We start from the raw sequence: 24,858 nt of genomic DNA on the forward strand, positions 1-24,858 counted from the left end.
CCTTGAGCACCAACGCCTCCTGGATCAGCCGGGCCAGGGCTTGCTGTCCGTGGGGATAGGGCGCGTTCGCTCCCGTCAGCCCGCAGAGCTGCTCGCGCAGCCGCTGCCCCCTCGGGGTGCGGTACTCGCTCCGCCACTGGAGCAGGTCCATGATGGCGGCGTCCAGCACCGCAGGCACGTCCGAGCGGAAGGCCGAGGGCGGCCGGAGCGATGAAGGCGGGGTGGGTTGCAGCCGCTCGGAGACGTCCTCCCCCTTGAAGAGGGGCTGTCCCGTGAGGGCCTCGTGCAGCGTGACGCCGAGCGCGAAGAGGTCCGCGCGCCCGTCGAAGGACTCGCCCCGGGCCTGCTCCGGCGACAGGTAGCCCAGCTTTCCGCGCACCCGGTTGGCCTGGGTGAGCCGGACATGGATGGCCGCCCGCGCCACCCCGAAGTCCCCCAGCTTCACCTCGCCAATGCGCGACAGGAGGATGTTGGGCGGATTGACGTCCCGGTGGACGAGCCGCAGCAGCACACCCTCGCTCGAGGTACGCCGGTGCACGTAGTCGAGCGCCTCGCCCAGCTCGGCCCCGATGTAGGCCACCACCGACGGCGGCAGCGGCCCGTGACTCTTGAGCAGCTCTCGCAGGGACATGCCCTCGATGTGCTCCATGGCCATGAAGTAGGTGTCCGCGAAGCGGCCCACGTCCAGCACCTGGATGATGTTGGGGTGGTTGAGCAGCGAGCCCAGCTCCGCCTCCCGGCGGAACAGCGTCACGAAGTCCTCGTCCTCGGCGTAGGCCGGGAGGATGCGCTTGATGGCCACCACCTTCTCGAAGCCGCCCTCCGGGCTATACGTGGCGCGGAACACCTCGGCCATGCCCCCCACCCCCAGCCGCTCGTGGAGGAAGTACTTGCCCAGCAGATCCTTGGCCCGGATGGCGTGCAGGGCCTCCTCGGCCTTGCGCGTGAGGTGGCTGGCCAGCATCGCCGCCATGCCGCCCGTGATGAAGTAGTAGACGGCGCGCTGCACCATGAGGGGCGGCGAGAACATCACCGGCACGGGCGCGGGCAGTCGCGGCAAGGCCACGAAGAAGTAGAGCAGCAACATCTCGACGGCCACGAGGCATCCGGCGAAGAGCGCCAACCGCTTGGAGCGCAGCGCCGCGAGCACGATGAGCGTGCTCCAGAGGACGGCCGCGGGATTGGACAGCGCCTGCTCGGCATCCGCGAAGATGATGTCGTAGACGAAGAGCCACACTCCGGCGCCGGTCTCCAGGCCGACGTTGATCCAGAGGATGGCCGGGTGGAACCACCCCCGCCGCAGCACCCGGGACACCCACCCGTAGTACACGGCATAGACCGCGCAGCTGCCCATGATGGCGTAGGCCCGGGGCCAGCCGATCTGCGGGCCCTGGCCCACCGCGCACAAGAAGAAGAAGAAGGACACCCCGCTGTTGAACCAGGTCACGGAGGCTTCCCGGGCGGCGACATCCGCCCGGAGGTGCTCGGCGAGCATCTGGGTGCTGACCGGAGCCAGGGTGTCTGAACGCTGAGACTGAGCCATACGCGCCCCCATTCTCAGGGAGCCGGGGCAACAAGGCGAGTCCGTGACACGACACTCGCGCGCCATCCACTTTGATTGGTGACCGGCCTCCCGCGCTCGCACGTCACCTTCGAGGGTCGCGGGCAGGAGCGGCTCGTGCTCCTGTCGCTCCGCGCTTCTTCGCCGCCGGCTTGCTCTTCGCGACCGGTTTGCTCTTCGCGACCGGCTTGCTCTTCGCGGCGCTCGGCGCCTTCTTCTTCGCCGGCTTGCGGATCACGGACTCGTAGTGCTCGATGTACGCCTTCGCGGGCGCACGGCGGATGGCCTCGCCGATCACGTCGAGCGCGACGTCCTCCAGCTTCTTGAAGCGCACGCACGACTTGCCCATGTCGAGCTTCTTGCCCGTCTTCGCCCACGCCTCGCGGAACCACTTCTCGTGCTCCGGCTGGCCGTAGACGCACATCAGGTAGACGGCCATGTGGCTCTTCTGCGAGGCCAGTGACGCGAACGGCAGCGGCTGCTTCGGATCGCAGTGGTAGCCGGCGGGGAACACCTTGTGCGGGACGTAGTAGCCGATCATCCCGTACTGCATGCCCTCCTCGTAGCTCCCATCGAGGTTCTCGAGGATGACATCGCGCACGGCGGAGATCGCCGCGCGGCGGTCCTCCGGAAGCGAGGCGAGGTACTGGTCGACACTGGTGGCTTTGCTCTGCATGACCCCGAGTGTAGCGCTCCCGAAGCAGCGGCACAGCGCGGAGATCAGTGCGCGCGGCCTTCGGCTACCCACCCGCGCGCTCGGGTGGCCCCGCCCTCATTCATGGGGCTCGTGCCGCTCGGCTGGTCACGCGACGGGAAGTTCGCCTACGTGCTCGAAGAGGAAACCGAGGCCGCGGACTGCAACTCGTTTGAGGTTCTCGTCCAGGAACTGCGTGACGGCCGCACGCTCTGGCACGGCGGGTACGGCAGCCGGGGCGAGAACCCGGACGGCACGCGGCCCCTCGATGACCACGTGGAGGTCCAGCAGCCATCGGAGGGCCCGGAGTGCGAGGGCCAGGTCCGCAAGGTCTGGGGCAAGTACCGCCAAAAGTGGTTCGGTGCCTGGGCCTCGCTCGGGCCTCGTCGCATTTCAGCGCTGTGGCAATCCCAGCTCCCGTTCCGCCTCTCTCATCATGCGCTGCTTCACCTCATCGGACTCGCCTTCTTCTCCCGGACGCACGTTCGCGCCCACGTCCTCGGCCAGTCCGCTGCCCCGCCAGCTCTCGAGGGGCGCATGGCTTCCCGTCTCCATCCCGAGTGACGGCGTCACGGCACCGGAGAGACTCGGAGCGTTCCGCTTCGTGGCGGCATAGAGGTCCACGAGGGTCATTCCGGCGACCGCGGCGGTGATGGCTCCCTGCCAGGCCCTGTTCACACGCGGAATCCCAAAGGTCACCGCCAGGAGCGCGAGGTCCATGGCATCACCCGCCACGCGCGTCCACGCCCAGCGCCGCTGCTGCGGCTCGATGAGCAGCCCCACCCCGCTGGCGAGTTCCCGGATTCCGAGCGTCCGCACCAGCCAGGAGTAGCGTCTCGGCGCGCCCAGCATGCGACAGAGACTCCTCGGGATCGCCAGCTCCGTCAGTCCGATTCCCAGACTCACCCATCCGAGAGACCACGGCAGACGCTCACGCATCATCAGGAAGCCCTCCGTCGACCAAGGTGCAGACGCCCTGGGAGCCGGAACAAGCCCCGTGGGGATCGCGCCCCCGTCCAGTCGTACACCAGCCATGCGAGCTGGCGCCTCCTCGCGCGCATGACGGGCAGCCCCTGGGGATGCGGTGCGTGGCACCGTTTCTCGCCGTTTCGTGCTACCGGAGGACCGTGGAGACGTGGGTCACCCCCTTCGAGCCGCCGCTGGCCTCTCACGAGGTCGCCGGCACCTTTCCGAGCCCCTTCGATGAGCTCGGGCCTCACGCGTTGGCACGCCAGGCCGCGGAGGTGATGCAGGCGGAGTTCCGGACGGGCCTCGTTGCCCCGGGGATCGCGACCTCGACGCTCGACGGCCCGGACGGCGGCAAGATGTTCGGCGTGCTGGTCGTGCAGCAGCCAGACGGGCGTCTCGGATTCCTCCGGTCCTTCTCCGGCATGCTCGCGGGGCGATGGGACGTCGAAGGCTTCGTCCCGCCCCTCTTCGACCGCGAGACACGCGCCCAGGTGGAGCCCGCGGGCGAGGCCGTGGTGAAGGCGCTGCTCGCCCGCGCCGAGGACCTCCGGACCTCGTCGGAGCTCGTCTCGCTCCGGAGCGCCCACGAAGCCCAGGAGGCACGCCACACCGCGGAACGCACGGCACTGCGCGCCCGGCACGAAGAGAACCGGCGGCGACGCCACGCGCGGCGGGCCGAGCTCACGGCGTCGGATGCGCTCGCGGAGGCCGAGAGACGCGCGGCCCTCCACGCGCTCGACCAGGAGAGCCGGGGCGACAAGGCGGAGCAGCGCCGGTTGGATGCGGCGCAGGAGGAGGAGCGCCGGGCACTCGTGCCGAAGCGAGCGCGGCTCGAACGGCGTCTTCGAGCCCTCGAGCGCCTGCGACGGATCGTCTGTCGTGCGCTCATGAAGCGGCTCCATGACACCTATGGCGTCCCCAATGCACGGGGCGAGCGTCGTCCCCTGCGGGCCCTGTACGCACCCGGAGAGCCTCCCTCGGGCGCCGCCGACTGCGCGGCTCCGAAGCTCCTCGCCCACGCCTTCAGGCAGGGCCTGCGTCCGCTGGCGCTCGCCGAGTTCTGGTGGGGCGCTCCGCCACTCTCGGGAGGGCGCGTCACCGGCGCGTTCTACGCCGCCTGCCGGGACAAGTGCGGCCCCCTCCTCCCGTACATGCTGGAGGGCCTGCGAGTCACCTCCCCGAGAGCCTTCTCGCCGCCGGCCGTCGTCGCCACCGGGCTCTCCATCGTCTTCGAGGATGCGTGGCTCGTCGTGGTGGACAAGCCCTGCGGCCTGCTCTCCATCCCCGGAAAGGACACCTCGGTCACGGACTCGGTGCTCGCCCGGCTGCGCGCCCGGTATCCGCATGCGACGGGCCCGCTCCTCGTGCACCGGCTCGATCTGGACACCTCGGGCCTGCTCGTCGCGGCGCTCGAGCCACGGACGCACGCGGCCCTGCAGCGGCAGTTCCTCCACCGGGAGGTCCAGAAGCGCTACGTGGCCTGGGTCCAGGGACGCGTCCAGGGCGAGCGAGGAACGATCGACTTCCCGATGCGCGTCGACCTGCACGATCGGCCCCGGCAGATTCACGACCCCGTGCATGGAAAGGCCGCGATCACCCGGTGGGAGGTCCTCGAGCGAAGCGGGGAGCGCACCCGCGTGGCCTTCTTCCCCCTCACGGGGAGGACCCACCAGTTGCGCGTCCATGCGGCGCATCCGCTCGGCCTCGGCGCGCCCATCGTCGGGGACCGCCTCTACGGGCACGAGGACCGACGCCTGCACCTGCACGCGGAGTCACTCGCGTTCCGCCACCCGGAGACGGGACAGCGCGTCTCCTTCGAGCGGCCAGCACCCTTCTGAGTCAGCGGACGCCCCGCGCCTCCACCCAAGGACCGAACTGGCTCCGGACGAGCGCGGCGGGGGTGGAAAATCGCGCTTCGTCGAGGCACCTGGCCGCCCAGGCCCCCGCGTCCCCCAGGCGGGAGACGAGGGTGTAGGGGACGGGCGGCGGCTTGAAGTGGAAGATGACGCTCATCGTCAGCCGGACGGTGGCCGAGGTGACGACGTACGCGATGCCGAGCAACTTCTGGCGCATCAGCACCTCATGCGCCTTGAGCCACTCCACCTGCCGCTGCCGCTGCTCGGTCGAGAAGAGGTGGAGCTCGCTCACATCGAAAATGCAGACGTGCCTGTCATCACGCTGCAAATATTGAGTGGCCCTGGAGAGGTAACGCTCGAACTCCTGGGGAGAGAGTTCGCCGGTGAGCCGCACGACCATCAGCGGCCACAGAGAGTCATCGAAGGAGAAGGAAGCACCGGAACGCATGGGGCCAGATGTGGAGGTGGACAGAGCCACGCGCAAGGTGCGCGGGTGTGTTCTCCTCCAACGGCCTTCGCTCTCGGGGTGGCCGCGTGGCGTGACGGTAAAGACTTGCATCACGAGCGGCCAAAGCCGTGACAGGAATGAACTTCTTCACTCGTACTGCCAGGGCGAGTGGAGGCTCGCCCCGTCCTTCCAGAATCCCGCGCGCCTAGCTGTTCGCCTGGCGCAGATCCGCCGTCGGGGCGAAGCCGGGCGGGCGACGGTGCTTGGAGGCCTGCTCGTAGGCGAAGGCGAGCCGCAGGAGCGTCGGCTCGCTCCACGCGCGCCCGATGAAGGAGAGGCCCACCGGCAGGCCCGCCACGTACCCCGCGGGGACGGTGAGGGTGGGGTACCCGGCGACGGCGGCCGGCGTGGAGCTGCTCCCCAGCCAGTGGTCGCCGTTCACCAGATCGATGAGGCCCGGCGGGGCCATCGTCGGGGCGACGAGCGCGTCCAGCTTGTGCTTCGCCATCACCGCGTCGATTCCCTGCTCCCTCGACAGCTTCCGGCAGGCCTCGAGCGCCTTGCGGTACTTCTTGTCGGTGAGCGGCCCCTTCTCCTGCGCCTGATGGAAGAGCTCCTGGCCGAACCACGGCAGCTCGGTGTCGCGGTGCTCCTCGTTGAACCGGATGAGGTCCGCCAGGGTCCGTACCCGCGCCCGCTCCCCGAGCCCGGCGAGGTACGCCTCGACGCCCGCCTTGAACTCGTAGAGCAGCACCTCGAACTCCGGCTCATCCATCTTCGAGGCCGTGGGGATGGGGGCGTCGATGAGGGTGGCGCCCTGCGCCTTCATGAGCTCGAGCGACTTCTCGATGAGCGCGTCGGTGGCCGGGTGGTAGCCGAAGAACCGCTCGCGCGGCACGCCGATGCGCGCTCCCTTCAACCCGTTCGGGTCGAGGAACCGGGTGTAGTCCGCGTGGGCGTGGCCCTGGCTCGTGGCCGTCACCGCGTCGCTCGGGTCCATGCCCGCGAGCACGCCGAGGAGCGCGGCGGCATCCGCCACCGTGCGCGTCATGGGGCCGGCGGAGTCCTGGCTGTGCGAGATGGGGATGATGCCCGAGCGGCTCACGAGCCCGATGGTCGGCTTGAGCCCCACGAGGGAGCACGCGGAGGCGGGCGAGACGATGGAGCCATCGGTCTCGGTGCCGACCGACACCGCGCAGAAGTTCGCGGCGGTGGCCGCGCCGGAGCCCGAGCTCGAACCCGACGGCGTCCGGTCCAGGGCGTAGGGATTGCGGCACTGCCCTCCCCGTCCACTCCACCCGCTGGAGGAGTGCGTCGAGCGGAAGTTGGCCCACTCGCTGAGGTTCGTCTTGCCGAGGATGACGGCGCCCGCGGCCCTCAAGCGCTCCGCCACGAACGCGTCGCGCGAGGGCACGGAGCCCACCAGGGCGAGCGACCCGGCGGTGGTCTGCATCTTGTCCGCGGTGGCGATGTTGTCCTTGATGAGGACGGGGATGCCGTGCAGCGGGCCGCGGGGCCCCTTGGCCCTGCGCTCCTCGTCCAGTGCCGCGGCGATGGCGAGGGCGTCCGGGTTGAGCTCGATGACCGAGAGCAGCGGGAGGTCCCCCGCGCGATCCTGCTCGCGGATGCGCGTGAGGTAGCGCTCGGCGAGTCCCTGCGCGGTGTACTTCCCGGACGCCATGGCGGCCTGGAGCTCGGAGACGGTGGCCTCCTCGAGCTCGAAGGGCGCACCGTGCGACGCGGGGGGAGGAGGACGAGCGGTGTTGCTCGCGGAGGGCTCGGCCTGGACATCGAAGGCGACGAGCGTGCTGGCGGCAGCCGCGCCGCCGAGGAACGTGCGGCGGCTCAGACCCTGGGGGTCAAGGGGCTTCTTCATGGGTGGCCCCGAGTACAGCAGCGAGAGCGGGCGTCGGCAACCCGGGCAAGCGCGGCTCACCCGCTCCAGACGCGCAGGCTCAGGTCTCGTGTAGGACCCGGCCCTCCATGCCTCCCGCCACGGTGATGACCTCTCCCGTGACGTGGCCGGAGATGCGATCGGACGCCAGCGTCACCACCACCCGCGCCACGTCCTCGGGACGCCCCACCTTGCGCAGCGGCATCGTGCGCGTCACCCGGTGGATGAACGCCGGGTTGTCCAGCTTGTCCTTGTGCCGGTCCACCGCCGTCCACCCCGGGCACACCGTGTTCACCCGGCCCAGTGGCGCGATGCGGGTGATCTCGTTCTTCAGGCTCTTGAGGAACCCGCTCGCCAGCGCGCCCTTGGCCGCCGCGTAGTCCGAGTGTCCCGCCTCGCCGAACAGCCCCGCCGTCGAGCCGATGAGGATGATGTTCCCCGTCCCCGTCGTCGCCACGTGGCGCAGGAACGCCCGGCAGCTCAGGAACACGCTGTCCAGGTTCTCCGCCAGCGTCCGGTGCCAGCGCTCCAGCGACATCTGCCACACGCCCTCGTCCGGTGGAGGCCACACGCCCGCGTTCGCCACCAGCACGTCCAGCCGGCCCAGCGCCTTCACCGCCGCGGGCACCAGGGCGTCCACGTCGGGCTCGGACGTCAGGTCCGCCTTCAGCGCCGCTCCGCCCAGCTCCTTCGCCAGGGACTCGGCCTTCTCGGCGCTCCGGTGGTAGTGCACCGCCACCTTCGCCCCCTCCTCCGCGAAGGCGCGCACCACCGCGCTCCCGATTCCGCCCGCTCCCCCCGTGACGAGGACTCCCTTTCCGCGCAGCTCTGTATCCATGGTGCTGCCCTCTACCAGAGCGGGCGGCTGCGTCCCAGGGCCCACCGTCCGATGGCAGTGAATTGTTTCAACCGGGACGTGTACCTGGGCGCGCCCTCCACGACTGTTCTGGCAGAACCCGTGGAACTGGATTTGCGGCCTTGCAAAGACTTGCAAAGGTTGGCGGGCTATAGCGTCTTGAATTCTCAAATTCAGCGGTGATGAACTTTACACGGCGTGTCTGGATATGTTTCCCTTCTGTAGGGCTACCGCGGCACTGCACCGAGCGAGCCCGTAGCCACCAACACCCGGCTGTCCATTCCAGCCGGACAAAAAAAGGGGGGACCCATGCAACACACCATTCAGCCCGCCGGTGAGTCCTGGTCGGAGCCCGTCCTCGACGCGTCATGGGAGGCCTTCTCCGGGGTGGTGCCCCTCTCGCAGGAGGTCCTGAGGGACGAGCCCGGGCTGCTCCACCCGGACCTCCTCGCCGAGGACGACGAGAAGACGGACCCGTGGGCGCAGGGGGCTTGTCACTTCGACCTGTCGCGTGAGGAGTGGCGGCTCGTGCGCAATGCGCCCCTGCTGAGCTTCCTGTGGGTGGCCTCCGCGGACGGCCAGGTGTTGCCGGCGGAACGGCGGGCCCTGGAGCAGGTGCTCAAGGAAGGCTCGCGCGCCTCCAGCGAGGTGTTCCGGATGGTTTGCGGCGAGTTGCTGCGCAAGCGCGACACGCTCCTGTCGGAGTTGGCGTCCGAGTCGATGCCGGGGTTCGATCAGTTCCCCGCGGTGTACCGACTGCTGGCCGAGAAGCTGGGCCGCAGCGAGGCCGAGCGCTTCAAGTGGTGCCTGCTGGAAGTGGGCCGGCGGGTAGGCGAGTCCTCCGGAGGTCTGTTCGCCTCTTGGGGCTGGCTGCGCCGCACGGAGAGGCAGGCCCTGGCCGGTCTGGCGCTGGCGCTCGACAGCGCGCGCACGGCGTGAGCGAAGAGCGCGAGGGCTCAGGGCTCGGGCGACGGTGACCGGCGGGAGCCTGGAGCCCAGAGCCGCCCCAGGTCGAGCGGCTCGGCGTCGAACGGCTCGGCGCGGACCACGTCCTCGCCTCCATACCGGGCCAACCGCCAGCCTCGCGCCCCTCGGCGGTAGACCTCCAGGGTGTGGGCCCTCGGGTCCACCAACCACGCGTGGCTCACACCCTCCTGGTGGTAGAGGGACAGCTTGCGACCCCGGTCCAACCTGGCCGTCGAGGGGGACAGCACCTCGCAGACCCAATCGGGCGCCAGCTCGAAGAAGGGCACCTCTCGTTCGAGCAGCCCGGGTGCACGCTCCTGGCGCCAGCCCGCGAGGTCCGGCACGAGCACCTGACGGCCGAAGTGCAGCTCCGGCTCGACCATGATCCACCAGCCGCCCGGCCCTCCCCTGCCATAGCTGAACGCATTGCCCAGCACGCCCATCAGCACGGACGCCGTCCACCCGTGCCACGACGCCGGCCGTGGGAAGGCCCACAGCTCGTCATCGACGATCTCCCCCACCCACCCCGGCGGTAACGCCTCGATGTCCTCGTAGGTGGCTGGACGCTTTCCCCGACCCATCTCCGTCCCCTTCCCAGGCCTTCCTGCCTGACTGCTCACATTCTACAGGAAGGTCTGACGGGAAAGGTAGGGTCCACCTCCGCTCAGGCGGTGGGCGCATCCAGACGCAGGAGCCTGCGGGCCTCCTGCGGGGTGGCCAGGGTGCGGCCCTTCGCCTTCGCCCGCTTGACCGCCTCGGCCACCAGCTCCCAGTTGCCCTTCGCCAGCACGCCCTTGGACACGTAGATGTTGTCCTCGAGCCCCACGCGCGCGTTACCGCCCCGCTCCGCCGCCAGCTCCACGAACGGCAGCTGGTGCCGGCCCACGCCCGCCACCGTCCACGTGCTCCCCTCGGGCAGCGACTTGATCATGAAGTCCAGCGCGTCCTCGCGCGCCGTCAGCGCTCCCGGCACGCCCAGCACGAAGTCGAAGTGCCCGGGCAGCTCCGCCACCCCCTCCTTCGCCAGCGCCCGCGCCTCGTCGACCATGCCCACGTCGAAGCACTCGAACTCCGGCCGGAGGCCCAGCGCCTTGATGCGCCGGGCGATGTCCCTCACCAGCGGTCGCGGGTTCCAGAACACCTCGTCGCCGAAGTTCACCGTGCCCGTCGTCAGCGTGGCCATGTCCGGCCGATCCTCGCCCGTCAGCCGCAGCCCGCCGCAGCGCTCGTCCACGTTCATCCCCACCGCGCCGCCCGTGGACACCTGGATGAGGATGTCCGTGCGCTTGCGGATGGCCCGGATGGCCGCCCGGAACAGCTCCGTGTCCTGCGACGGCTTGCCGTCCGGCGTGCGCACGTGCAGGTGCACCATCGCGGCGCCCGCCTCGCGGCAGCGCACCGCGTCCTCGGCGATCTCCTCCGCGGTAATCGGCAGGTGCGGCGTCTGCTCGCGCGTCGTCTCCGCGCCCACCATCGCCGCGGTAATCACCATGGGCGTGCTCATCGCTGACCTCGCTGCTTGTCCTTGGGAACCACGCAGGTACCGCTGGCCCGACACACCACCACCGGCTCCGGCAACACGTCCGCCGCCGAGTCGTTCACGTCCGGCCGCGGGCGGATGACCTTGCGCGCCTCGAAGCGCATCTTCCGCGAGGTGTTGCCCGTCTGGATGATCTCCCCCTCGGCCTCGATGAAGTCCCCGGCGTACACCGGGGCGAGGAACTCCACCGAGTCGTAGGCGCGGAACAGGCCCTCGTCCCCGTCCAGGCGGATGCACAGCTCGGTGGCCACATCTCCGAACAGGCCCAGCATCCGGGCCCCGTCCACCAGGTTGCCGCCGTAGTGCGCGTCGTGGCTGCTCATGCGCAGGCGGATGACGGCCTTCACGTTGCTCACTTGGGCTCTCCCTCCCAGTGCACGTTCTTCTCCTCCTTGCCTTCCTTCTGGAGGACCTGGTGCACGATGAAATTGGCCACGTCCGAGGGCTTGGTGCCGGGGCCGAAGCCCGCGTCGAAGCCCAGATCCAACGCCAGCTTGTGGTCCACGCGCGGCCCGCCCAAGAGCAGGAGCGTCTTGCCGTGGATGCCCGCGGCCTTGGCGGCCTCGATGAACTGGCGCGAGTTGTCCTTGTGCACGTCGCGCTGGGTGACGACCTGCGACACGAGGATGGCGTCCGCGTTGCGCGCCTGGGCCTTCTGGATGAGGTCCTCGTTGGGCACCTGGCTGCCCAGGTTGTGGGCCTCGAACCCGGGGTAGCGCTCCAGGCCGTAGTCGCCCGCGTAGCCCTTCATGTTGAGGATGGCGTCGATGCCCACCGTGTGCGTGTCCGTGCCCGTGCACGCGCCGAACACCACGATGCGCCGGCCCACCTTGTCCTTGATGAGCCCGTTGAGGTCGTCGAAGCCCAGCTTCTTCACCACGACCTCGGGCACGTCGATCTCCGCGTAGTCGAGCGAGATGGGCGTGCGCGCGTACACGATGAAGAAGGTGTACGTGTCGGCGGCGCGCTCGGCGGCGGCCACCTTCACGTCGGAGAACCCCATCTTCCTGGCGAAGACGGCGGCGGCCTCCTTGGCCTTCTCCGACAGGGGTACCGGCAGGGTGAACGAGAGCTGCACCACACCGTCGTCACGCCGGTCGCCATAGGGGCGGATGATCTGCTTCGTCGGCTTCGTCGCCATGGCGTCTACTTCCCCTTCTTGCTCGCGGACGGCTTCGCGTACGCGAGGCTGTTGGCCACCTTCGTCGCCAGCGCCTCGAAGCGGTCCTTCTGCTTCACGTTCATGTGGAAGACGAGCGACCAGGTGGTCTTCCCGTCACAGCCCACGTACGTCACCGTCTCCACCGACTCGGCGCCATCCGGCGTGGTGTCCGTGTCCACGCGCCGCGCCGCCGGAGCCTTGCCCAGCTTGAGCTGCTTCCAGTTCTCGTTGCCCATGGCGGCGAGGATCTTCTCCAGGCACACCTGGGGCTTCATCCCCGCCGTCTGCACCGCGCCCACGTCCAGCAGCAGGTACGCGTCCCCGGACGGGTCGTCGAAGCGCTGGGTGCCATCCGCCTCGGACTGCTTCCACGCGGAGGGCACCTGCAGCGCGAGCGTCTTCACCTCGTACTTCGTCAGCGTCTCCGCCGGCTCCCCGGCGGCGAGCACCAGCACCAGCAACGAGCCGAGCATCACGGCGCCTCCAGCAGCTCTTGGAACGGGTTGAAGTAGTCGGGCGCCTTCTCCACGACGCCGTCCAGCCCCTTGCCACCCGTCTCGGTGCGCTTGACGTCGCCGAAGTGGCCCCGGCCGATGGCCGCCACCATGCCGTCCTTCTGGCACTCCTCCAGCAGGTCCATCGCCTTGGCGAACACCTCGCGCGCGCGGTTGGCGATCTTCCCGTCCTCGCGCACGGTGAACTCCTCGTCGATGCCCGCCGCCGCCCGGTAGATGTAGCTGGCCGCCTTGAGCGCCACGTACCGGTCCGCCAGCAGCGGCGTGTGCATGGCCTCGGTCATCATCCCCAGCAGCTGGATGCCCTGCCGCGTCCAGATGGCCACCAGGTCCGCCATCACGTCGTACGCGTGGCTGAAGAAGATGTCCGTCTCCTTGTGCTTGGTGGGCGGCATGTACTTGAGCGGCGCGTTGGGGAAGCACCGGCGCACGAGCATGGCCTGCGAGAGCTCCAACAGGAGCGTGTCCGGCCGGTACGGATCGATCTCGTACGAGTGCCCCAGCCCGAGCTGCCAGTCCTGGAGGCCCGCGCGCTTGGCGAAGGTCTCGTTGATGAACTGGCTGGCGATGACGGTGTGCGCCGCGTCGTAGGCATCCGCGGTGGTGATGTAGTTGTCCTCGCCGGTGTTGATGATGATGCCGGCCTGGGCGCAGATGCGGCGGCTGAAGTACTGGTCGATGAACGTGCGCCGCATGTTGATGTCGCGGAAGAGGATTCCGTACATCGCGTCGTTGAGCAGCATGTCCAGCCGCTCGTAGGCGGCGGCGAAGGCGATCTCCGCCATGCACAGGCCCGACGAGTAGTTGGTGAGCTGGATGTAGCGCTTGAGCTTGCGGCTCTCGTCATCCAGGGCCTCGCGCATGATGCGGAAGTTCTCCTGGGTGGCGTAGGTGCCGCCGTAGCCCTCGGTGGTGGCACCGTGGGGCACGTAGTCCAGCAGCGACTGCGCCGTGGAGCGGATGACGGCGATGATGTCCGCGCCGGCCTGCGCCGCGGCCCGGGCCTGATCCACGTCGTCGTAGATGTTGCCCGTGGCCACGATGACGTACTTGTGCGGCGCCGGGGAGTTGCCCAGCTCCTTGCGCAGCGCGTCACGCTGGGCGATGCGGGACTTGAAGTCGTCCATGGCCGCGCGGGCCTCGGCGCGGACCTCGTCGCGCAGGTTGTTCTCCATCTCCGGCGAGAGGGGGGCCAGCTTCTCCATGGGCAGCGCGGACAGGCGCTCCACGGCCTCCAGGGGACTGCGGGCGCCCAGCTGCAGGGCTCGGCCATACCAGTACGCCGCGCCCCTGTTGAGGACCCGGGCGTCCTTGAGCCGATCGACCATCAGGTTGGCGAGCGGGACACCGCCGGCTCCCGCATCCGAGATGCCGAAGAAACGCAGCACGGTGCGCTCGACGGAGACAGTGGTGTGGCGGCGGATGAGCTCGAAGATGGGCTCGGTGATGTCCTCCGCCAGCTTTCGCGCACGGGTGAGCTGCGCGTCCTCGATGAACGGACCTGGCATGATGGCACCTTATCCGCCAAGCAGGCGGAATAGTTCAATAACCTCGGGGCCCTCCCCCCGCAGGAGTGCCCATCCCCAGACGGAGTCTCGTTCCCTGAGAAACCCACACGGAGATGGCTCAGTGCGTAATGACGCCCGGCAACGCCTGCTCGCCGAGGCTCCAACTAGACGTAGCGCGACTCGAAGAGCCGGCGCAGGGCGGGCTCGGCGCGCAGCAGCTCGAGGGTGAAGTCGGCGTGCCCCGGCACGTACCCGCTGCCCACCACCATGGTGACGTCCTTGCCCACGCCCTCGGCGCCCAGCGCGGCCGCGGTGAAGCTGGTGGCCATGGAGAAGAAGATGACCGTCCCGCCGTCCTTGACGCTGAGGATGGAGGCCATCTCCGTGTTGCCCACGGAGGCGCAGTTGATGAGCAGATCGCACAGCGCGCCCTCGGTGGCCCGGGAGACGCTCTCCATCACGTCCACCGCCTGGGTGGCGTTTACCTGGAGCGCCGCATCGCACAGGCCCATGCCCTGGAGCGCGGTGAGAGCCGGCTCGGAGATGTCGAGCGCCAGCAGCCGCCCCTGCCCCTTCAGGTTGCGCCGCGCCTGCGCGAGGCAGAGGGCCCCGCTCTTGCCCGCGCCCAGCACCGCCACCGTCATCCCCGGCCGGACGTACCGGTCCACGAGGGCCGGCGCGCCGCACACGTCCAGCGCCGCCAGGGCGAGCGTGTCCGGCATGTCCGTGGGCAGCTTCGCGTAGAGCCCCGAGGCGAAGAGGAGGGCGTAGCCGCGGATGTCCACCCGGTCGATGGACGGGTGCACGGCCTTCACCTCCTCGATGACGAGCGGCGTCAGGCTGAGGCTCACCAGCGTGGCGATGCGGTCGCCCGGCTGGAGCTCGCCGCGCGCCGGGTGCTTCGGGCCGATCTCCTTCACCCGCCCGATGAGCATGCCGCCCGAGCCCGTCACCGGGTTCTGCATCTTGCCCCGCTCGCGGACGATCTCCCGCACGCGCTCGGCGATGCGGGCCGGGTCCGCGCCCACCTCGTCCTTGATCTGCTTGAAGGAGGCGGCGTCGATGTTGAGGCTCTCCACGTCGATGAGGAGCTCGGCCTCCCGACAGGGCAGCGACGGATCCAACGTGCGCGCCCGCTGGGGCAGGACGCCCTTCTCCCCGATGACACGGGACAATCCGTAGCGGTCGATGCTCATGGCTCCGTCTCCTGGTCGCGGGTGGACACAGCCGCTCCCCGCACGAGTTCACGGGTAGCGTCTATCCGGGCGAACGTGGGAGCGCCAGAGGCATCGACGACGCCCCGCGTCATCGGGAGCGCCCTCCCCGTCCGCTACTCGCTCGCGAGCCGTGGCGCGAGCACCGCCAGTGAGCGCTCGAAGCGGTAGTTGACGCCGGTGTGCCCGTCTTCGAACTCCTCGTGGATGGGCTCGACGCCGCCGTTCTTGAGATCCTCGGCGACCATCCGAGCCCCCCAGCGCAGGTTGAACTCGTCGCGCGAGCCGCAGTCGATGAAGACGGTCTTCAGCTTGCGGAAGGCGTCGAGGAACTTGGGCGCGAAGCGCACCGGGTCGTGCACCAGCCAGCGGTTCCAGACATCCAGCTTCAGCCGGCCCGTCTGCTGATCGAAGGGCAGCTCCAGGTTGAGCGGCTCGCCCTTCTTCGGCGAGTACGCCGCGGCCATGGCCAGGATGTTGATGACGGTGAAGTCATCCCCCCGGGCCTTGGTCTCGCGGGAGCGCCGGATGAAGTCCTGGTACCACGCCTCCACGCCGCCCGCCTTGAGCAGCGCCGTGGCCGCCTTGGGTAGGTCTGGCAGGTAGCAGTACTCGAAGTAGGCGTCCGGCGACTGGGCGCTCAGGTGCGAGAAGATCTCCGGGTGGTAGCGGCCCATCACCAGCGCGCCGTAGCCGCCCGAGCTGTGCCCCACCACGGCGCGCGACGCCGCCTTGGGCAGCGTGCGCCAGGTGCGGTCCACGAAGCCCACCACGTCCTTGGCCAGGAAGTCCCGGTAGCGGCCGATGGCGTCGCTGTTCACCCACTGGCTGCCGCCCAGCGACGTCCACCCGTCCGGGAACACGCCGATGACGGGGGGAATCGTCCCCGCCGCGACGAGCGCGTCCAGGCGCTCGGGGACGCTCACCGAGAACGCGGAGAAGTTCGTCCACGACTTGCCGCTGTTGGAGAAGGCGTTGAGGAAGTACACCACCGGATAGCGCCGGTTCCCCTCGCCGTAACCCGGGGGCAGGTACACCCGGAGCTCGCGCCGTGCCGGGTCTCCCAGCGGGTTGGACTCCAGCGCCGGCGAGTGCATCTCCTGCGTCTCGAGGACTCCCTTCATCGCGTATCCCCCTCCCGGGGACACCCGGTCAGCCGCGCTGCCCGGGTTGCTTGCCGAAGAACTTCATCACCTGTTGCAGGTCCTCCCACGCCTTCTTCTTCTCCGCCGGTTGGCGCAGCAGGTAGGCCGGGTGGAAGGTGGGCATCAGCTTGATGCCCTCGTACTCGCGCCACTGGCCCCGCATCCGGGTGATGGGCGTGCTGTCCCGCAGCAGCGTCTGTGCCGCGAACTTGCCCAGCGCCACGATCGCCTTGGGCTGCACCGCCCGGAGCTGCGCGCGCAGGAACGGCTCGCATGCGGCCACCTCGTCGGGCTCGGGGTTGCGGTTGCCCGGCGGCCGGCACTTCACCACGTTGCAGATGTAGACGTCGTCGCGACGGTAGCCCATCGCCTCGATCATCTTCGTCAGCAGCTCGCCCGCGGCCCCCACGAAGGGCACGCCCTGAAGATCCTCGGTCTCCCCCGGGCCCTCGCCCACGAAGACCAGCTCGGCGCGCGGGTTGCCCGAGCCAAAGACGATGTTCTTGCGCCCGTCGCACAGCTTGCAGCGGCGGCAGTCGCCCAGCTCGCGGCGGATCTGATCCAACGTCGGCCGCTCGCCCTCCACCACGCCGGGCAGCGAGCCCTCGGCCGGTCGCGCCTGCGCGGGGGCTTCGATGAGCCTCTCGGGTGCGGGAGTCGCCGGGCGGGCGGCCAGCGGACGGGCGGCGACCGGGGGCGGGGTGACAGGAGCCGGAGGCGCGGACGGTGCGGCCGGGGCCTGCTGCGGCGCGGCCTTGGCACGCTGAAGTGCCTGGGGGCGCAGGTTCGCCGCGCGCAGCTCGGCGGCAAGGCGTGCGTCCACCTGGAGGATCCGGCCCCCCGCCTCCTCCTGCCACAGGAGGTGGCGGCGCAGGTCCTCCAGCACTTCGCTCAGCTCATTCGAGGTATCGAGGGCTTCGCTCACGGTGCCTAGGGGTTTATGGGTCCGGGTACTTCGATTCAACCGCCTGCCGGGTAGGGCGCCTGTACGCTTACCCCAGGGTTGAGCACGGCGCCACGTTGGAACCCTCGGAAGGTGGGAGAAGGTCCCTGACGAGCGCCAGGACGGACCGGGCCACCTCCCGTTTCGTCCCCGACAGCTCCCGCTGCCCGCCCTCCCGCGTCAGCACCGTCACCCGGTTGGTGTCCACCCCGAAGCCCGCCCCCGGCGCCGTCACGTCGTTCGCCACGATGGCGTCCAATCCTTTGCGCTCCAGCTTTTCCCGCGCGTACTCCACCACCCGCTGCGTCTCCGCCGCGAAGCCCACCAGCACCGGCCTGCGCGCCCGTCCCGCCACCCGGCGCGACGCCTCGGCCAGCACGTCCGGCGTGCGCACCAGCGTCAGGCTCTCCGGGCCCTCGGACTTCTTCACCTTCTGCGGCGCCCGCGCCTGCGGCTTCCAGTCGCTCACCGCCGCCGACGCGATGAAGCAGTCCACCTCCTCCACCCGTGCCAGCACCTCGCGCGCCATGTCCTCCGCGCTCACCACGTCCACCACCTCGTAGCCGTCCCGTGCCACCTCCCCCACCGGGCCCAGCACCACCGTCACCCGAGCCCCCATGGCCCGCGCCGCCTCCGCCAGCGCCAGCCCCATCTTCCCCGTCGAGGGGTTGGAGATGAAGCGCACCGGGTCCAGGTACTCGCGCGTGGGCCCCGCGGTGATGAGCACCCGCCGGCCCGCCAGGGGCCCCTCGGCGAAGAGGCGCGCCGCCGCCGCCACGATGTCCCCCACCTCCGCCAGTCGCCCCGCCCCCACGTCTCCGCACGCGAGCAGCCCCGCCCCCGGCCCCACCACGTGGAAGCGCGGCGAGGTGCGCAGGGCCTCCACGTTCTCCTGCGTCCGCTCGTTCTCCCACATGGCCACGTTCATCGCGGGCGCGAGCAGCACCGGCCCTCGGAACGCGAGCAGCGACGTCGTCACCGCGTCGTTCCCCATTCCCGCCCGGATGCGCGCCAGCAGGTCCGCCGTGGCCGGCGACACCACGTACAGCTCCGCCCAGCGCGCCAGGTCCAGGTGCCCGAAGTTCCCCTCCTGTGCGGGGTCGAAGTAGTCCGTCAGCACCGGGTGCCCGCTGAGCGCCTGGAAGGTGAGCGGGGTGACGAACTGCTTCGCCGCCTCCGTCATCGCCACCCGCACCTGCGCTCCGGCGCGCCCCAGCTCGCGCACCAGCTCGCACGCCTTGTACGCCGCGATGCCGCCACCCACGCCGACGATCACCCGACGTCCCCGCAGAGCCGAAGCATCCATGCGAGCTTCCTTATGCGCGAGGGGTCGGGCTCGCAACCACCACGAGGAGCCAAGAGCTCCAGTGGACGGCCGGCTCCCTTCCTTGCCTCAACGGCGGCACTCCTCCTAGCCTCCGAACCGTAGCTCGACGGGCCAGGCGCCTGACGTGTCTCAGAGGTGGCTGGATGCGGCTTTCCACGAGGTTGTCCTTCATAGGCGTCTGGCTGCTGGGGTGCGCCAGTGGCCCGCGCACGAGCAGTGCGCCGGAGAACTACGGTTACACCCCAAGTGGCTGGGTATGGGTGCGCGGTCCCTGAGCCATCCCTGGGCGGCGTCCGCGATGTCCCGACAGGACAGACAAGCCGCGACACAGCTCTGGTCCATTCGAATCCAGTTCGACACGGGCTGTCGTGTGATGAAGCTTGTCCCGCACCTCTACGAAGACCGCCCAGGGGAAATCTACGTACGGAACGGGAAGAGCTGGAAGCTCATCGGGCTCATCAAGCCCGAGCACAAAGAGGACGGCATCATCACAGCCCTCGACGACTGATGGCCACTGATACGTCGGGCCATGTCGAGGCGTCGCCGGGCGCGGTGGCGGAGGAGAAGAGTCCATGAGAAACAAACTGCTGCTGCCGCTCTGCTTGCTGTTGTCCGCGTGCGCGCTGTTCCAGCGCTCCTTCCGCCCCACACACGCGCCACCAGAAGAGGCCGTACAGATCCTGTTTCCTCTCGAGCTGCCCAGCGAGGGGCGACAGATCATCCGGGGACCCATGGCCGCGGCCATCCAGCTTGCCATGGATGACTTCCTCCCCCGAGACGTGCAACCCCATCGCGGAGCCACTCCGGAAGAAGTATGTCTCTACCAGCGTGATTCCTACGACGTGTTCGCGGCTCCAGGGTCCGAAGGGGTCATGCTCGTCAACATCGTCCTCAGCCCCCAGGCTTGCAAAATGAATGGACCCAGCCTGGATGCAGAGGCGACGTATGCCGTCGATGTACGGAAGTGGCGCATCCTCGCGATCAAACGGTAGAGTCACGAGCCGTCACTCCCCTCGAGCCGTTCGGCCAGATGGGAGACTTCATCGGGGCTCCTTCACGGGGCGAGGACCACGTCTCCCGAGCTCGGCACGTCCACCGTGCGCACCACCGGAGCGCCCTCCGAATCCACGTGGAAGTGCGCCCAGACCAGGGTGTAGCGCCCAGGCCGCAGCCCCTGCAGCGTCACCCGCTCGCCGCGAGGCTGGTAGAGGAGCTGGCCGTAGCCCGCTTGCATCAGCTCCCTCGGCGGGTTGCTCACGGAGCCCACGTCCCCGGCCAGCACCCACAGCGCCTTGCCCATCTCGGGCTTGAGCTGCACCGTCAGTGAGCTCGTGCCCGGCGCCGGTCCCAAGTCTACCCGCATCTCCCCTCCCCCCACCTGTACCAGCAAGGCCGGCTCGCCGGAGAACTCGCGCGCCGCGCCGAGCGCGAAGCGGTAGTGGCCCGGTGCCACGTCCACGCTGTAGCGCCCGTCCTGCCCCGTGACGATGCTGATGGGCTCGGCCCGGTCCGCGTTGATTCCGTCCAGCTGGAAGCCCGCCGCCGGCGTCCCATCCGACTGGTACACCGTCCCGTACAGCCGCGTGGTCGGCTTCAGCACCAGCTCCACGGCCTTCGTCCCCTCGCGCGTGGCCGGCACCGACGCGCTCAACCGCCCCTTGCGCGCCGACACGGTGAACTTCGCCACGAAGGGCGGGCTCGGCAGCGTGAAGCGCCCATCCGCCCCCGTCATCACCGAGTCCTCGCACGCATCGCACGACACCACCGCGTCCGCCACCGGCCCGCCACCCTCGTCCCGCACCAGCCCCGCCACCGTCGGCGCCCGCTCCAGCACCAGGTCGCCCAGGTCCGGCTGCACGGGCTTGTCCACCATCAACGGCTCGAAGCCCGTCGCCTCCACCGACACGATGACGCGATCGCCCGCCACGGGCAGCGCCACCTCGAAGCGTCCGTCCGGGCTCGTCACGTCGTGCTCGTCCAGCCGGAAGTGCCGCACCGGCTCGCCCTCGCTGGACACCACCCGGCCGCGGAACGTGCTCCGCGCCTCCATCACCACCCGCACCGAGCCGGAGCCCGCCGTTGCCTGCACACGCTCGCGCTGGTCGTACCCCGGGTGCCGCGCCTCCACCTGGTAGGGGCGCTCGGGCTTCAGCGCTCGCACCTCGAAGTGTCCCCGCGCATCCGTCGTCACCGGCTGGGACAGGCGCGGCAGCACCGACACGGACGCGCCCGCCACCGGCACGCCCTTCGTGTCCACCACCTCGCCACGGAGCGCCGCCCCCGAGACGAGCGTCACCGTCACCTGCTGTGCCTGCCCGTCCTCCACCGTCACCTTCTTCGGCTCCGAGGGCACATAGTCCCGGTGCGTGGCCACCATCGAGAACGTCCCCGAGGGCAGCCCGCGCATGGGCACCAGCCCGTCCGGCCCGGAGGAGGTGTCGCTGCGGAAGACGCCCTCGTTCTCCAGCCACAACATCACGTCCGCGCCTTCCACGCGGCGCCCCTCCGCCATCACCGTCACCTCCAGCGAGGCCCGGGGCTCCAGCTCCAGCTTCACGCCCTCGGCGGGCGCCGTCACCTTCACCTGCCCGCCGCCCCACTCCGAGTGGTGCGCGTGCAGCTCGTACAGGCCCGGCGTGGGCACCGACGCGGAGAAGAGGCCCTCCGCGTCCGCCAGCACCGTCTCGCCCGTGGGCTGCACCAGCACCGTCACGTTGGGCGCCGGCCGGCCGTACTGGTCCAGCACCTGCCCGGAGATGAGCGTGGCGCGCGCCAGCTCCAACTCCAGCGTCGTCTCGCCCGGCTTCACCCGCGCCGGCAGCTGCGCGTCCCGGTAGCCCTTCGCGTGGCCCTCCAGCACGTAGTCACCCATGGCCAGCGGGCCGAACTGCACCAGCGCTCCCGTGGACGGCTTCTGCGACTGGATGGACTGCCCGCGCACCGAGCGCAGCACCAGCTCCGGCGAGGGCACCGGCTGCCCGGCCTCGTCCACCACGGTGACGAGCAGCGAGCCCGCCTCCTCCAGCTCGAGCGTCACCTGGGTGAGGCGCTCGTTCAGCGTGAGGGTGCGCGGCACCGCGCCCAGCTCGCCGGACTCGGCCGTCACCACCAGCTCGTCCGGGTAGAGGCCCTCGAAGCGCGCCACCCCACCCTCGGCGCGGGACTCGCGCGACAGGTGGTCCGCCTTCAACCGCACCGTGGCCGGCACGGGCGCGCCCTGGCGGGTGACGCGCACCTCCAGCGTCCGCGAGGGCTCCAATTGCAGCCGCACCAACTGCGGGCCCGCCTCCACCAGGGGCTCCACCGTGGGGAGGAAGCCCTTCGCGGTGGCCAGCACGTAGAAGGGCCCCTCGCCGAGCTCCGGCAGCGTGAAGGAGCCATCCGCCTTCGCCACCGCCTCGTACGGCAGGGGCACCTTGCGCGACACCGCGTGGATGCGCGCCCCCGGCACCGGCTGGCCCGCCTCGTCCACCACCTGCCCGCCGATGCTCCTCAGGGGGGGCAGGTACAACTCCACCGGCTCGCCCGGGGCCGCGCGCTCGCGCATGGCCGAGCCGAAGCCCGGCGCCCGGGCCCACACCGAGAAGGACACGCCCGCCAGGTGCTCGAAACGGAAGCGGCCCTGCGCGTCCGTGCGCGCGGTGGCCTTCGCCTGGAGGAAGCCCCGCGCCTGCTCGAAGAAGGCCAGCGCGTGCAGGCCGCTCTCGCGCGCCGGACAGGCCAGCAGCGCCTGGTCGCACTCGTCACAGCGCACCGAGTCGAGCGTCTTCTGCGCGCTCGCGGAGAGGAACACGTCCGCGCCCGCCACCGGCCTGCCCGCGGCGTCCAGCACCCGCCCGGTGAGCGAGAGGCCCTCGGCCTCGCCGGAGGACACCTCCACCGACTCGAACTCAGGCAGCGCGCGCGCCGCGGACTCGGTGGCCGCCACGGCTCCGCGGGTTGACACCTCCCGAGGCCACAGCACCGCCACCGCCACGACGACCAGGGCGGCTGCCGCCCCTATGACGAGCCATTTCCGCATTCGGACCGGCGCGGGACGTTACCCCCGCGACCGGCCTGCCAACCGACATTTCGGGCGGTTCATTCCACCGCGTCACCCGCCCGACGTCTTCCTGCCCGCCAGCGCTACTCCTCGGCGAAGGGCTGGATGGCCTGCGCCACCGCCAGCTCCTGCCGGGCCTCGCTCAGCTCCGAGTTGGTGGCCCGCAGACGGTCCGACAGCACCTGGACGAAGCTCCAGAGCATCTTCACCGCCAGGATGGACTCGCGCTTCATGAGTCCCATCAGGTCCACGCGCGAGATGACCATGGTGCGCGTGGGCTCGACCGCTCGCACGGTGGCCGAGCGGGGCGCGTTGTCGATGAGGCCCATCTCGCCGAAGTGGCCGCCGGGCCGCAGCTCGGCGATCTCCACCCCGCTCTTCTCGATGGCCACCCGACCGCGGATGACGACGAAGAGCTCCTCGCCCGGCTGGCCCTCCACCACGATCTCCCTCCCAGCGGGGAAGGTGCGCGTGGTGGCGATGGACAGCACCGCCGTCTGCTCCTTGTAGGTGAGGTGACGGAAGAGGGGAATCTTCCGCAGCGCCTCCATGCGCGACTGGGCCTCGGTGGTCTCCGCCTCGAGCGTGCCCTCGCCGGAGATCTTCACCACCACCGCGGTGATGTTGTCCTTGCCCCCGCGCTCGTTGGCCAGGTCGATGAACTTCTTGGGCAAATCCGACGGCGTGGCGCCCTGCACGAGCGGCAGCACCTCGTCGTCATCCAGGTAGCCGTGCAGACCGTCCGAGCACAGCACGAAGAGATCGCCCGGGAAGAGGTCGACGATGAGGGTGTCGACCTGGACGGACTCCTGGATGCCCACCGCGCGCGTAATGACGTTGCGGTACTGCGAGGTGGCGGCCTGCTCCTTGGTGATGGTGCCGGCCTTGAGCTGGGCGGCCACCAGGGTGTGGTCCTCGGTGAGCCGGTGGCACTGGCCGTGACGCACCAGGTAGACGCGGCTGTCGCCCACGTGGCCGATGACGCCCTTGTTGCCGCTCACCGCGAGGCACACGAAGGTGGTGCCCATGCCGCGCTTGGTGGTGTCGGCCAGGGCCATGCGGAAGATGTCCGCGCAGGCGCGCTGGATGGCCACCTCCATCAACGCCTGGGCCGCGTTGCGGCTCTCCTGCGTGGGGTTGGTGCTCAGGTCCTTGAGCAGGTGCCTGTTGGCCGCCATGTGCTGGCGCACGACCTCGGTGGCGCGGGCGCTGGCCACCTCGCCGGCCGCATGCCCGCCCATCCCGTCGGCCACGATGAACAGGCCGAGCGGGGCGTCCACGAGCATCGAGTCTTCATTGTGCTGCCGCTTCCGGCCCACGTCGGTCTGGCCGAACGCCTCTGTGGTCAATGGCACCGCGAACGCTCCCTGTTCCCTCTAGAGGGGGTGAATCACACGTTACGAAAAATCACGAAGCCTATGGAAGGGGCTGACACGCTCACGTCCCCATCCGCCGCGAGAGCACCTTGGTGAAGCCGCTCGCCAGGTAGAAGGTGACCTCCACCTGGCCGAAGCGCAGGCGGGCGCCGTCCACCACCGGGGACGGACGACGGGGCGCCAGGCGCACCCCGGCCACGAACGAGCCATTCTTCGAGCCCGCGTCCGTCAGGACGTAGCGCCCGTCCGTCTCGCGCTGGAACCAGGCGTGGAAGCGCGACACCGTGCCGTCATCGAGCACCACGTCGTTGTTGCCCGTGCGCCCCACGGTGATGCCGCGACCGAACGCGTTCTCCTGGTTCTTCACCACGGGGAAGACGATGGGCTCGCCCACCCCCAGCATGGGCGTCTCCACGCTGGTGAGGGTGCGGAAGTGGTGGTGCTCGTCCTCGTCGCCAACGGCCATCGCCGCGATTGGCGCGGGCGTGAACACGAGCACCGCCGGCGGCAGCGTGCGCTCGTAGTCAGCCCGTTCTCGCTGGAAGCGGCTGATGTGCAGACTGAGAAGCTCGACCATCGGAACGCACTTCACCCCACCTGGGGGGTCACGGTCCAGAGGCGCCTAGCGCCACTCCGAGTACAACCCCAAGTGCAATCCGCCCACGAAGGGACGGGACAGGCTCGTGCGCCTGTAGTTATAGGGATCACCATAGCCCACCACCACGCCCGCCGAGATGCGCCCGAAGTTGTAGCCGATCTGCGCGCGTCCATCGAGCAGGCCGACGAAGTAGGACTCCTTGTCCTTGCTCGCCCCGGAGAAGCGCGCGGAGTACCAGGCCGGG

The 24,858-nt window shown here is 69.9% G+C and carries 23 protein-coding genes and 1 pseudogene; 4 read left to right on the forward strand and 20 right to left on the reverse strand.

What is annotated here, in order from left to right; translation table 11 throughout:
• The 3 genes from VF697_RS37380 to VF697_RS37390 all read right to left on the reverse strand — a co-directional run.
• Window positions 1–1,543 (reverse strand): serine/threonine-protein kinase (locus VF697_RS37380; protein ID WP_331102723.1); only part of this gene is annotated, 1,543 nt, incomplete at its 3' end.
• Between the two features lie 103 nt (window positions 1,544–1,646).
• Window positions 1,647–2,237: a DUF1801 domain-containing protein gene (locus VF697_RS37385; RefSeq protein WP_331102725.1), complete on the reverse strand. Its 591-nt coding sequence runs from the start codon at window positions 2,235–2,237 to the stop codon at window positions 1,647–1,649.
• 411 nt (window positions 2,238–2,648) lie between these two features.
• Entirely contained in the window at window positions 2,649–3,107 is a 459-nt protein-coding gene (locus VF697_RS37390; RefSeq protein ID WP_331102726.1) for a hypothetical protein, read from the reverse strand.
• Between the two features lie 275 nt (window positions 3,108–3,382).
• Between VF697_RS37390 and VF697_RS37395 the strand changes: the two genes are divergently transcribed.
• Complete coding sequence (locus VF697_RS37395; RefSeq protein WP_331102727.1) at window positions 3,383–5,062, forward strand: RluA family pseudouridine synthase; 1,680 nt, start codon at window positions 3,383–3,385, stop codon at window positions 5,060–5,062.
• 1 nt (window position 5,063) lies between these two features.
• On the opposite strand, the gene VF697_RS37400 is transcribed toward VF697_RS37395, so the two are convergent.
• From VF697_RS37400 to VF697_RS37410, 3 genes are all read right to left on the reverse strand, one after another.
• On the reverse strand, window positions 5,064–5,372 hold the full coding sequence (locus VF697_RS37400; RefSeq protein ID WP_331102728.1) for a hypothetical protein: 309 nt from the start codon (window positions 5,370–5,372) through the stop codon (window positions 5,064–5,066).
• A gap of 361 nt (window positions 5,373–5,733) precedes the next feature.
• Window positions 5,734–7,404 carry an amidase gene (locus VF697_RS37405; protein WP_331102729.1) on the reverse strand — a complete coding sequence of 557 codons (1,671 nt, stop codon included), beginning with the start codon at window positions 7,402–7,404 and terminating at the stop codon, window positions 5,734–5,736.
• Window positions 7,405–7,483: 79 nt separating this feature from the next.
• Window positions 7,484–8,260, reverse strand: coding sequence for an SDR family NAD(P)-dependent oxidoreductase (locus tag VF697_RS37410; protein WP_331102730.1), 777 nt, complete (start codon window positions 8,258–8,260; stop codon window positions 7,484–7,486).
• A 327-nt stretch (window positions 8,261–8,587) separates the two neighbouring features.
• On the opposite strand from VF697_RS37410, the gene VF697_RS37415 reads away from it, so the two are divergent.
• A complete protein-coding gene (locus VF697_RS37415; protein WP_331102731.1) occupies window positions 8,588–9,217 on the forward strand; it encodes a hypothetical protein in 630 nt (209 codons plus the stop codon).
• 17 nt (window positions 9,218–9,234) lie between these two features.
• Here the strand turns inward: VF697_RS37415 and VF697_RS37420 are convergent, their stop codons facing one another.
• The 10 genes from VF697_RS37420 to coaBC all read right to left on the reverse strand — a co-directional run bounded on the left by VF697_RS37420 (window position 9,235) and on the right by coaBC (window position 18,577).
• Window positions 9,235–9,825 (reverse strand): Uma2 family endonuclease, encoded by a 591-nt coding sequence (locus VF697_RS37420; RefSeq protein ID WP_331102732.1) that lies wholly within the window; start codon window positions 9,823–9,825, stop codon window positions 9,235–9,237.
• A gap of 83 nt (window positions 9,826–9,908) precedes the next feature.
• Window positions 9,909–10,748: a 3-keto-5-aminohexanoate cleavage protein gene (locus VF697_RS37425; RefSeq protein WP_331102733.1), complete on the reverse strand. Its 840-nt coding sequence runs from the start codon at window positions 10,746–10,748 to the stop codon at window positions 9,909–9,911.
• A complete protein-coding gene (locus tag VF697_RS37430; protein WP_331102759.1) occupies window positions 10,745–11,107 on the reverse strand; it encodes a hotdog fold domain-containing protein in 363 nt (120 codons plus the stop codon). The genes VF697_RS37425 and VF697_RS37430 overlap by 4 nt, the downstream gene beginning before the upstream one ends.
• A gap of 29 nt (window positions 11,108–11,136) precedes the next feature.
• The gene (locus VF697_RS37435) at window positions 11,137–11,925 is read right to left on the reverse strand and encodes an OAM dimerization domain-containing protein (protein ID WP_331102735.1); all 789 of its coding nucleotides are present in this window, start codon (window positions 11,923–11,925) and stop codon (window positions 11,137–11,139) included.
• Window positions 11,926–11,930: 5 nt separating this feature from the next.
• On the reverse strand, window positions 11,931–12,419 hold the full coding sequence (locus VF697_RS37440) for a hypothetical protein (RefSeq protein ID WP_331102737.1): 489 nt from the start codon (window positions 12,417–12,419) through the stop codon (window positions 11,931–11,933).
• On the reverse strand, window positions 12,419–13,969 hold the full coding sequence (locus VF697_RS37445) for a lysine 5,6-aminomutase subunit alpha (protein WP_331102739.1): 1,551 nt from the start codon (window positions 13,967–13,969) through the stop codon (window positions 12,419–12,421). The genes VF697_RS37440 and VF697_RS37445 overlap by 1 nt, the downstream gene beginning before the upstream one ends.
• 164 nt (window positions 13,970–14,133) lie before the next feature.
• Window positions 14,134–15,165 (reverse strand): L-erythro-3,5-diaminohexanoate dehydrogenase, encoded by a 1,032-nt coding sequence (locus tag VF697_RS37450; protein WP_331102741.1) that lies wholly within the window; start codon window positions 15,163–15,165, stop codon window positions 14,134–14,136.
• Between the two features lie 134 nt (window positions 15,166–15,299).
• Complete coding sequence (locus VF697_RS37455; RefSeq protein ID WP_331102743.1) at window positions 15,300–16,307, reverse strand: alpha/beta hydrolase; 1,008 nt, start codon at window positions 16,305–16,307, stop codon at window positions 15,300–15,302.
• A 28-nt stretch (window positions 16,308–16,335) separates the two neighbouring features.
• The gene (locus VF697_RS37460) at window positions 16,336–17,253 is read right to left on the reverse strand and encodes a uracil-DNA glycosylase (protein WP_331102745.1); all 918 of its coding nucleotides are present in this window, start codon (window positions 17,251–17,253) and stop codon (window positions 16,336–16,338) included.
• A 67-nt stretch (window positions 17,254–17,320) separates the two neighbouring features.
• The gene (gene coaBC, locus VF697_RS37465; RefSeq protein WP_331102747.1) at window positions 17,321–18,577 is read right to left on the reverse strand and encodes a bifunctional phosphopantothenoylcysteine decarboxylase/phosphopantothenate--cysteine ligase CoaBC; all 1,257 of its coding nucleotides are present in this window, start codon (window positions 18,575–18,577) and stop codon (window positions 17,321–17,323) included.
• A gap of 319 nt (window positions 18,578–18,896) precedes the next feature.
• On the opposite strand from coaBC, the gene VF697_RS37470 reads away from it, so the two are divergent.
• Both VF697_RS37470 and VF697_RS37475 read left to right on the forward strand, forming a co-directional pair.
• Window positions 18,897–19,106: a hypothetical protein gene (locus VF697_RS37470; RefSeq protein WP_331102749.1), complete on the forward strand. Its 210-nt coding sequence runs from the start codon at window positions 18,897–18,899 to the stop codon at window positions 19,104–19,106.
• Window positions 19,107–19,170: 64 nt separating this feature from the next.
• Window positions 19,171–19,590, forward strand: a complete 420-nt coding sequence (locus VF697_RS37475) for a hypothetical protein (RefSeq protein WP_331102751.1) — start codon at window positions 19,171–19,173, stop codon at window positions 19,588–19,590.
• A gap of 62 nt (window positions 19,591–19,652) precedes the next feature.
• On the opposite strand, the gene VF697_RS37480 is transcribed toward VF697_RS37475, so the two are convergent.
• The 4 genes and pseudogenes from VF697_RS37480 to VF697_RS37495 form a co-directional block, all read right to left on the reverse strand.
• The gene (locus tag VF697_RS37480; protein WP_331102753.1) at window positions 19,653–22,619 is read right to left on the reverse strand and encodes a carboxypeptidase-like regulatory domain-containing protein; all 2,967 of its coding nucleotides are present in this window, start codon (window positions 22,617–22,619) and stop codon (window positions 19,653–19,655) included.
• Between the two features lie 104 nt (window positions 22,620–22,723).
• Entirely contained in the window at window positions 22,724–23,995 is a 1,272-nt protein-coding gene (locus VF697_RS37485; protein ID WP_331102755.1) for a Stp1/IreP family PP2C-type Ser/Thr phosphatase, read from the reverse strand.
• An 82-nt stretch (window positions 23,996–24,077) separates the two neighbouring features.
• Window positions 24,078–24,593: an FHA domain-containing protein gene (locus VF697_RS37490; protein ID WP_331102757.1), complete on the reverse strand. Its 516-nt coding sequence runs from the start codon at window positions 24,591–24,593 to the stop codon at window positions 24,078–24,080.
• Window positions 24,594–24,638: 45 nt separating this feature from the next.
• Window positions 24,639–24,858, reverse strand: a pseudogene (locus tag VF697_RS37495) (hypothetical protein); the annotation flags it as partial.

The sequence above is a fragment of the Archangium sp. genome, from assembly GCF_036388035.1.
GTDB lineage: Bacteria > Myxococcota > Myxococcia > Myxococcales > Myxococcaceae > Archangium.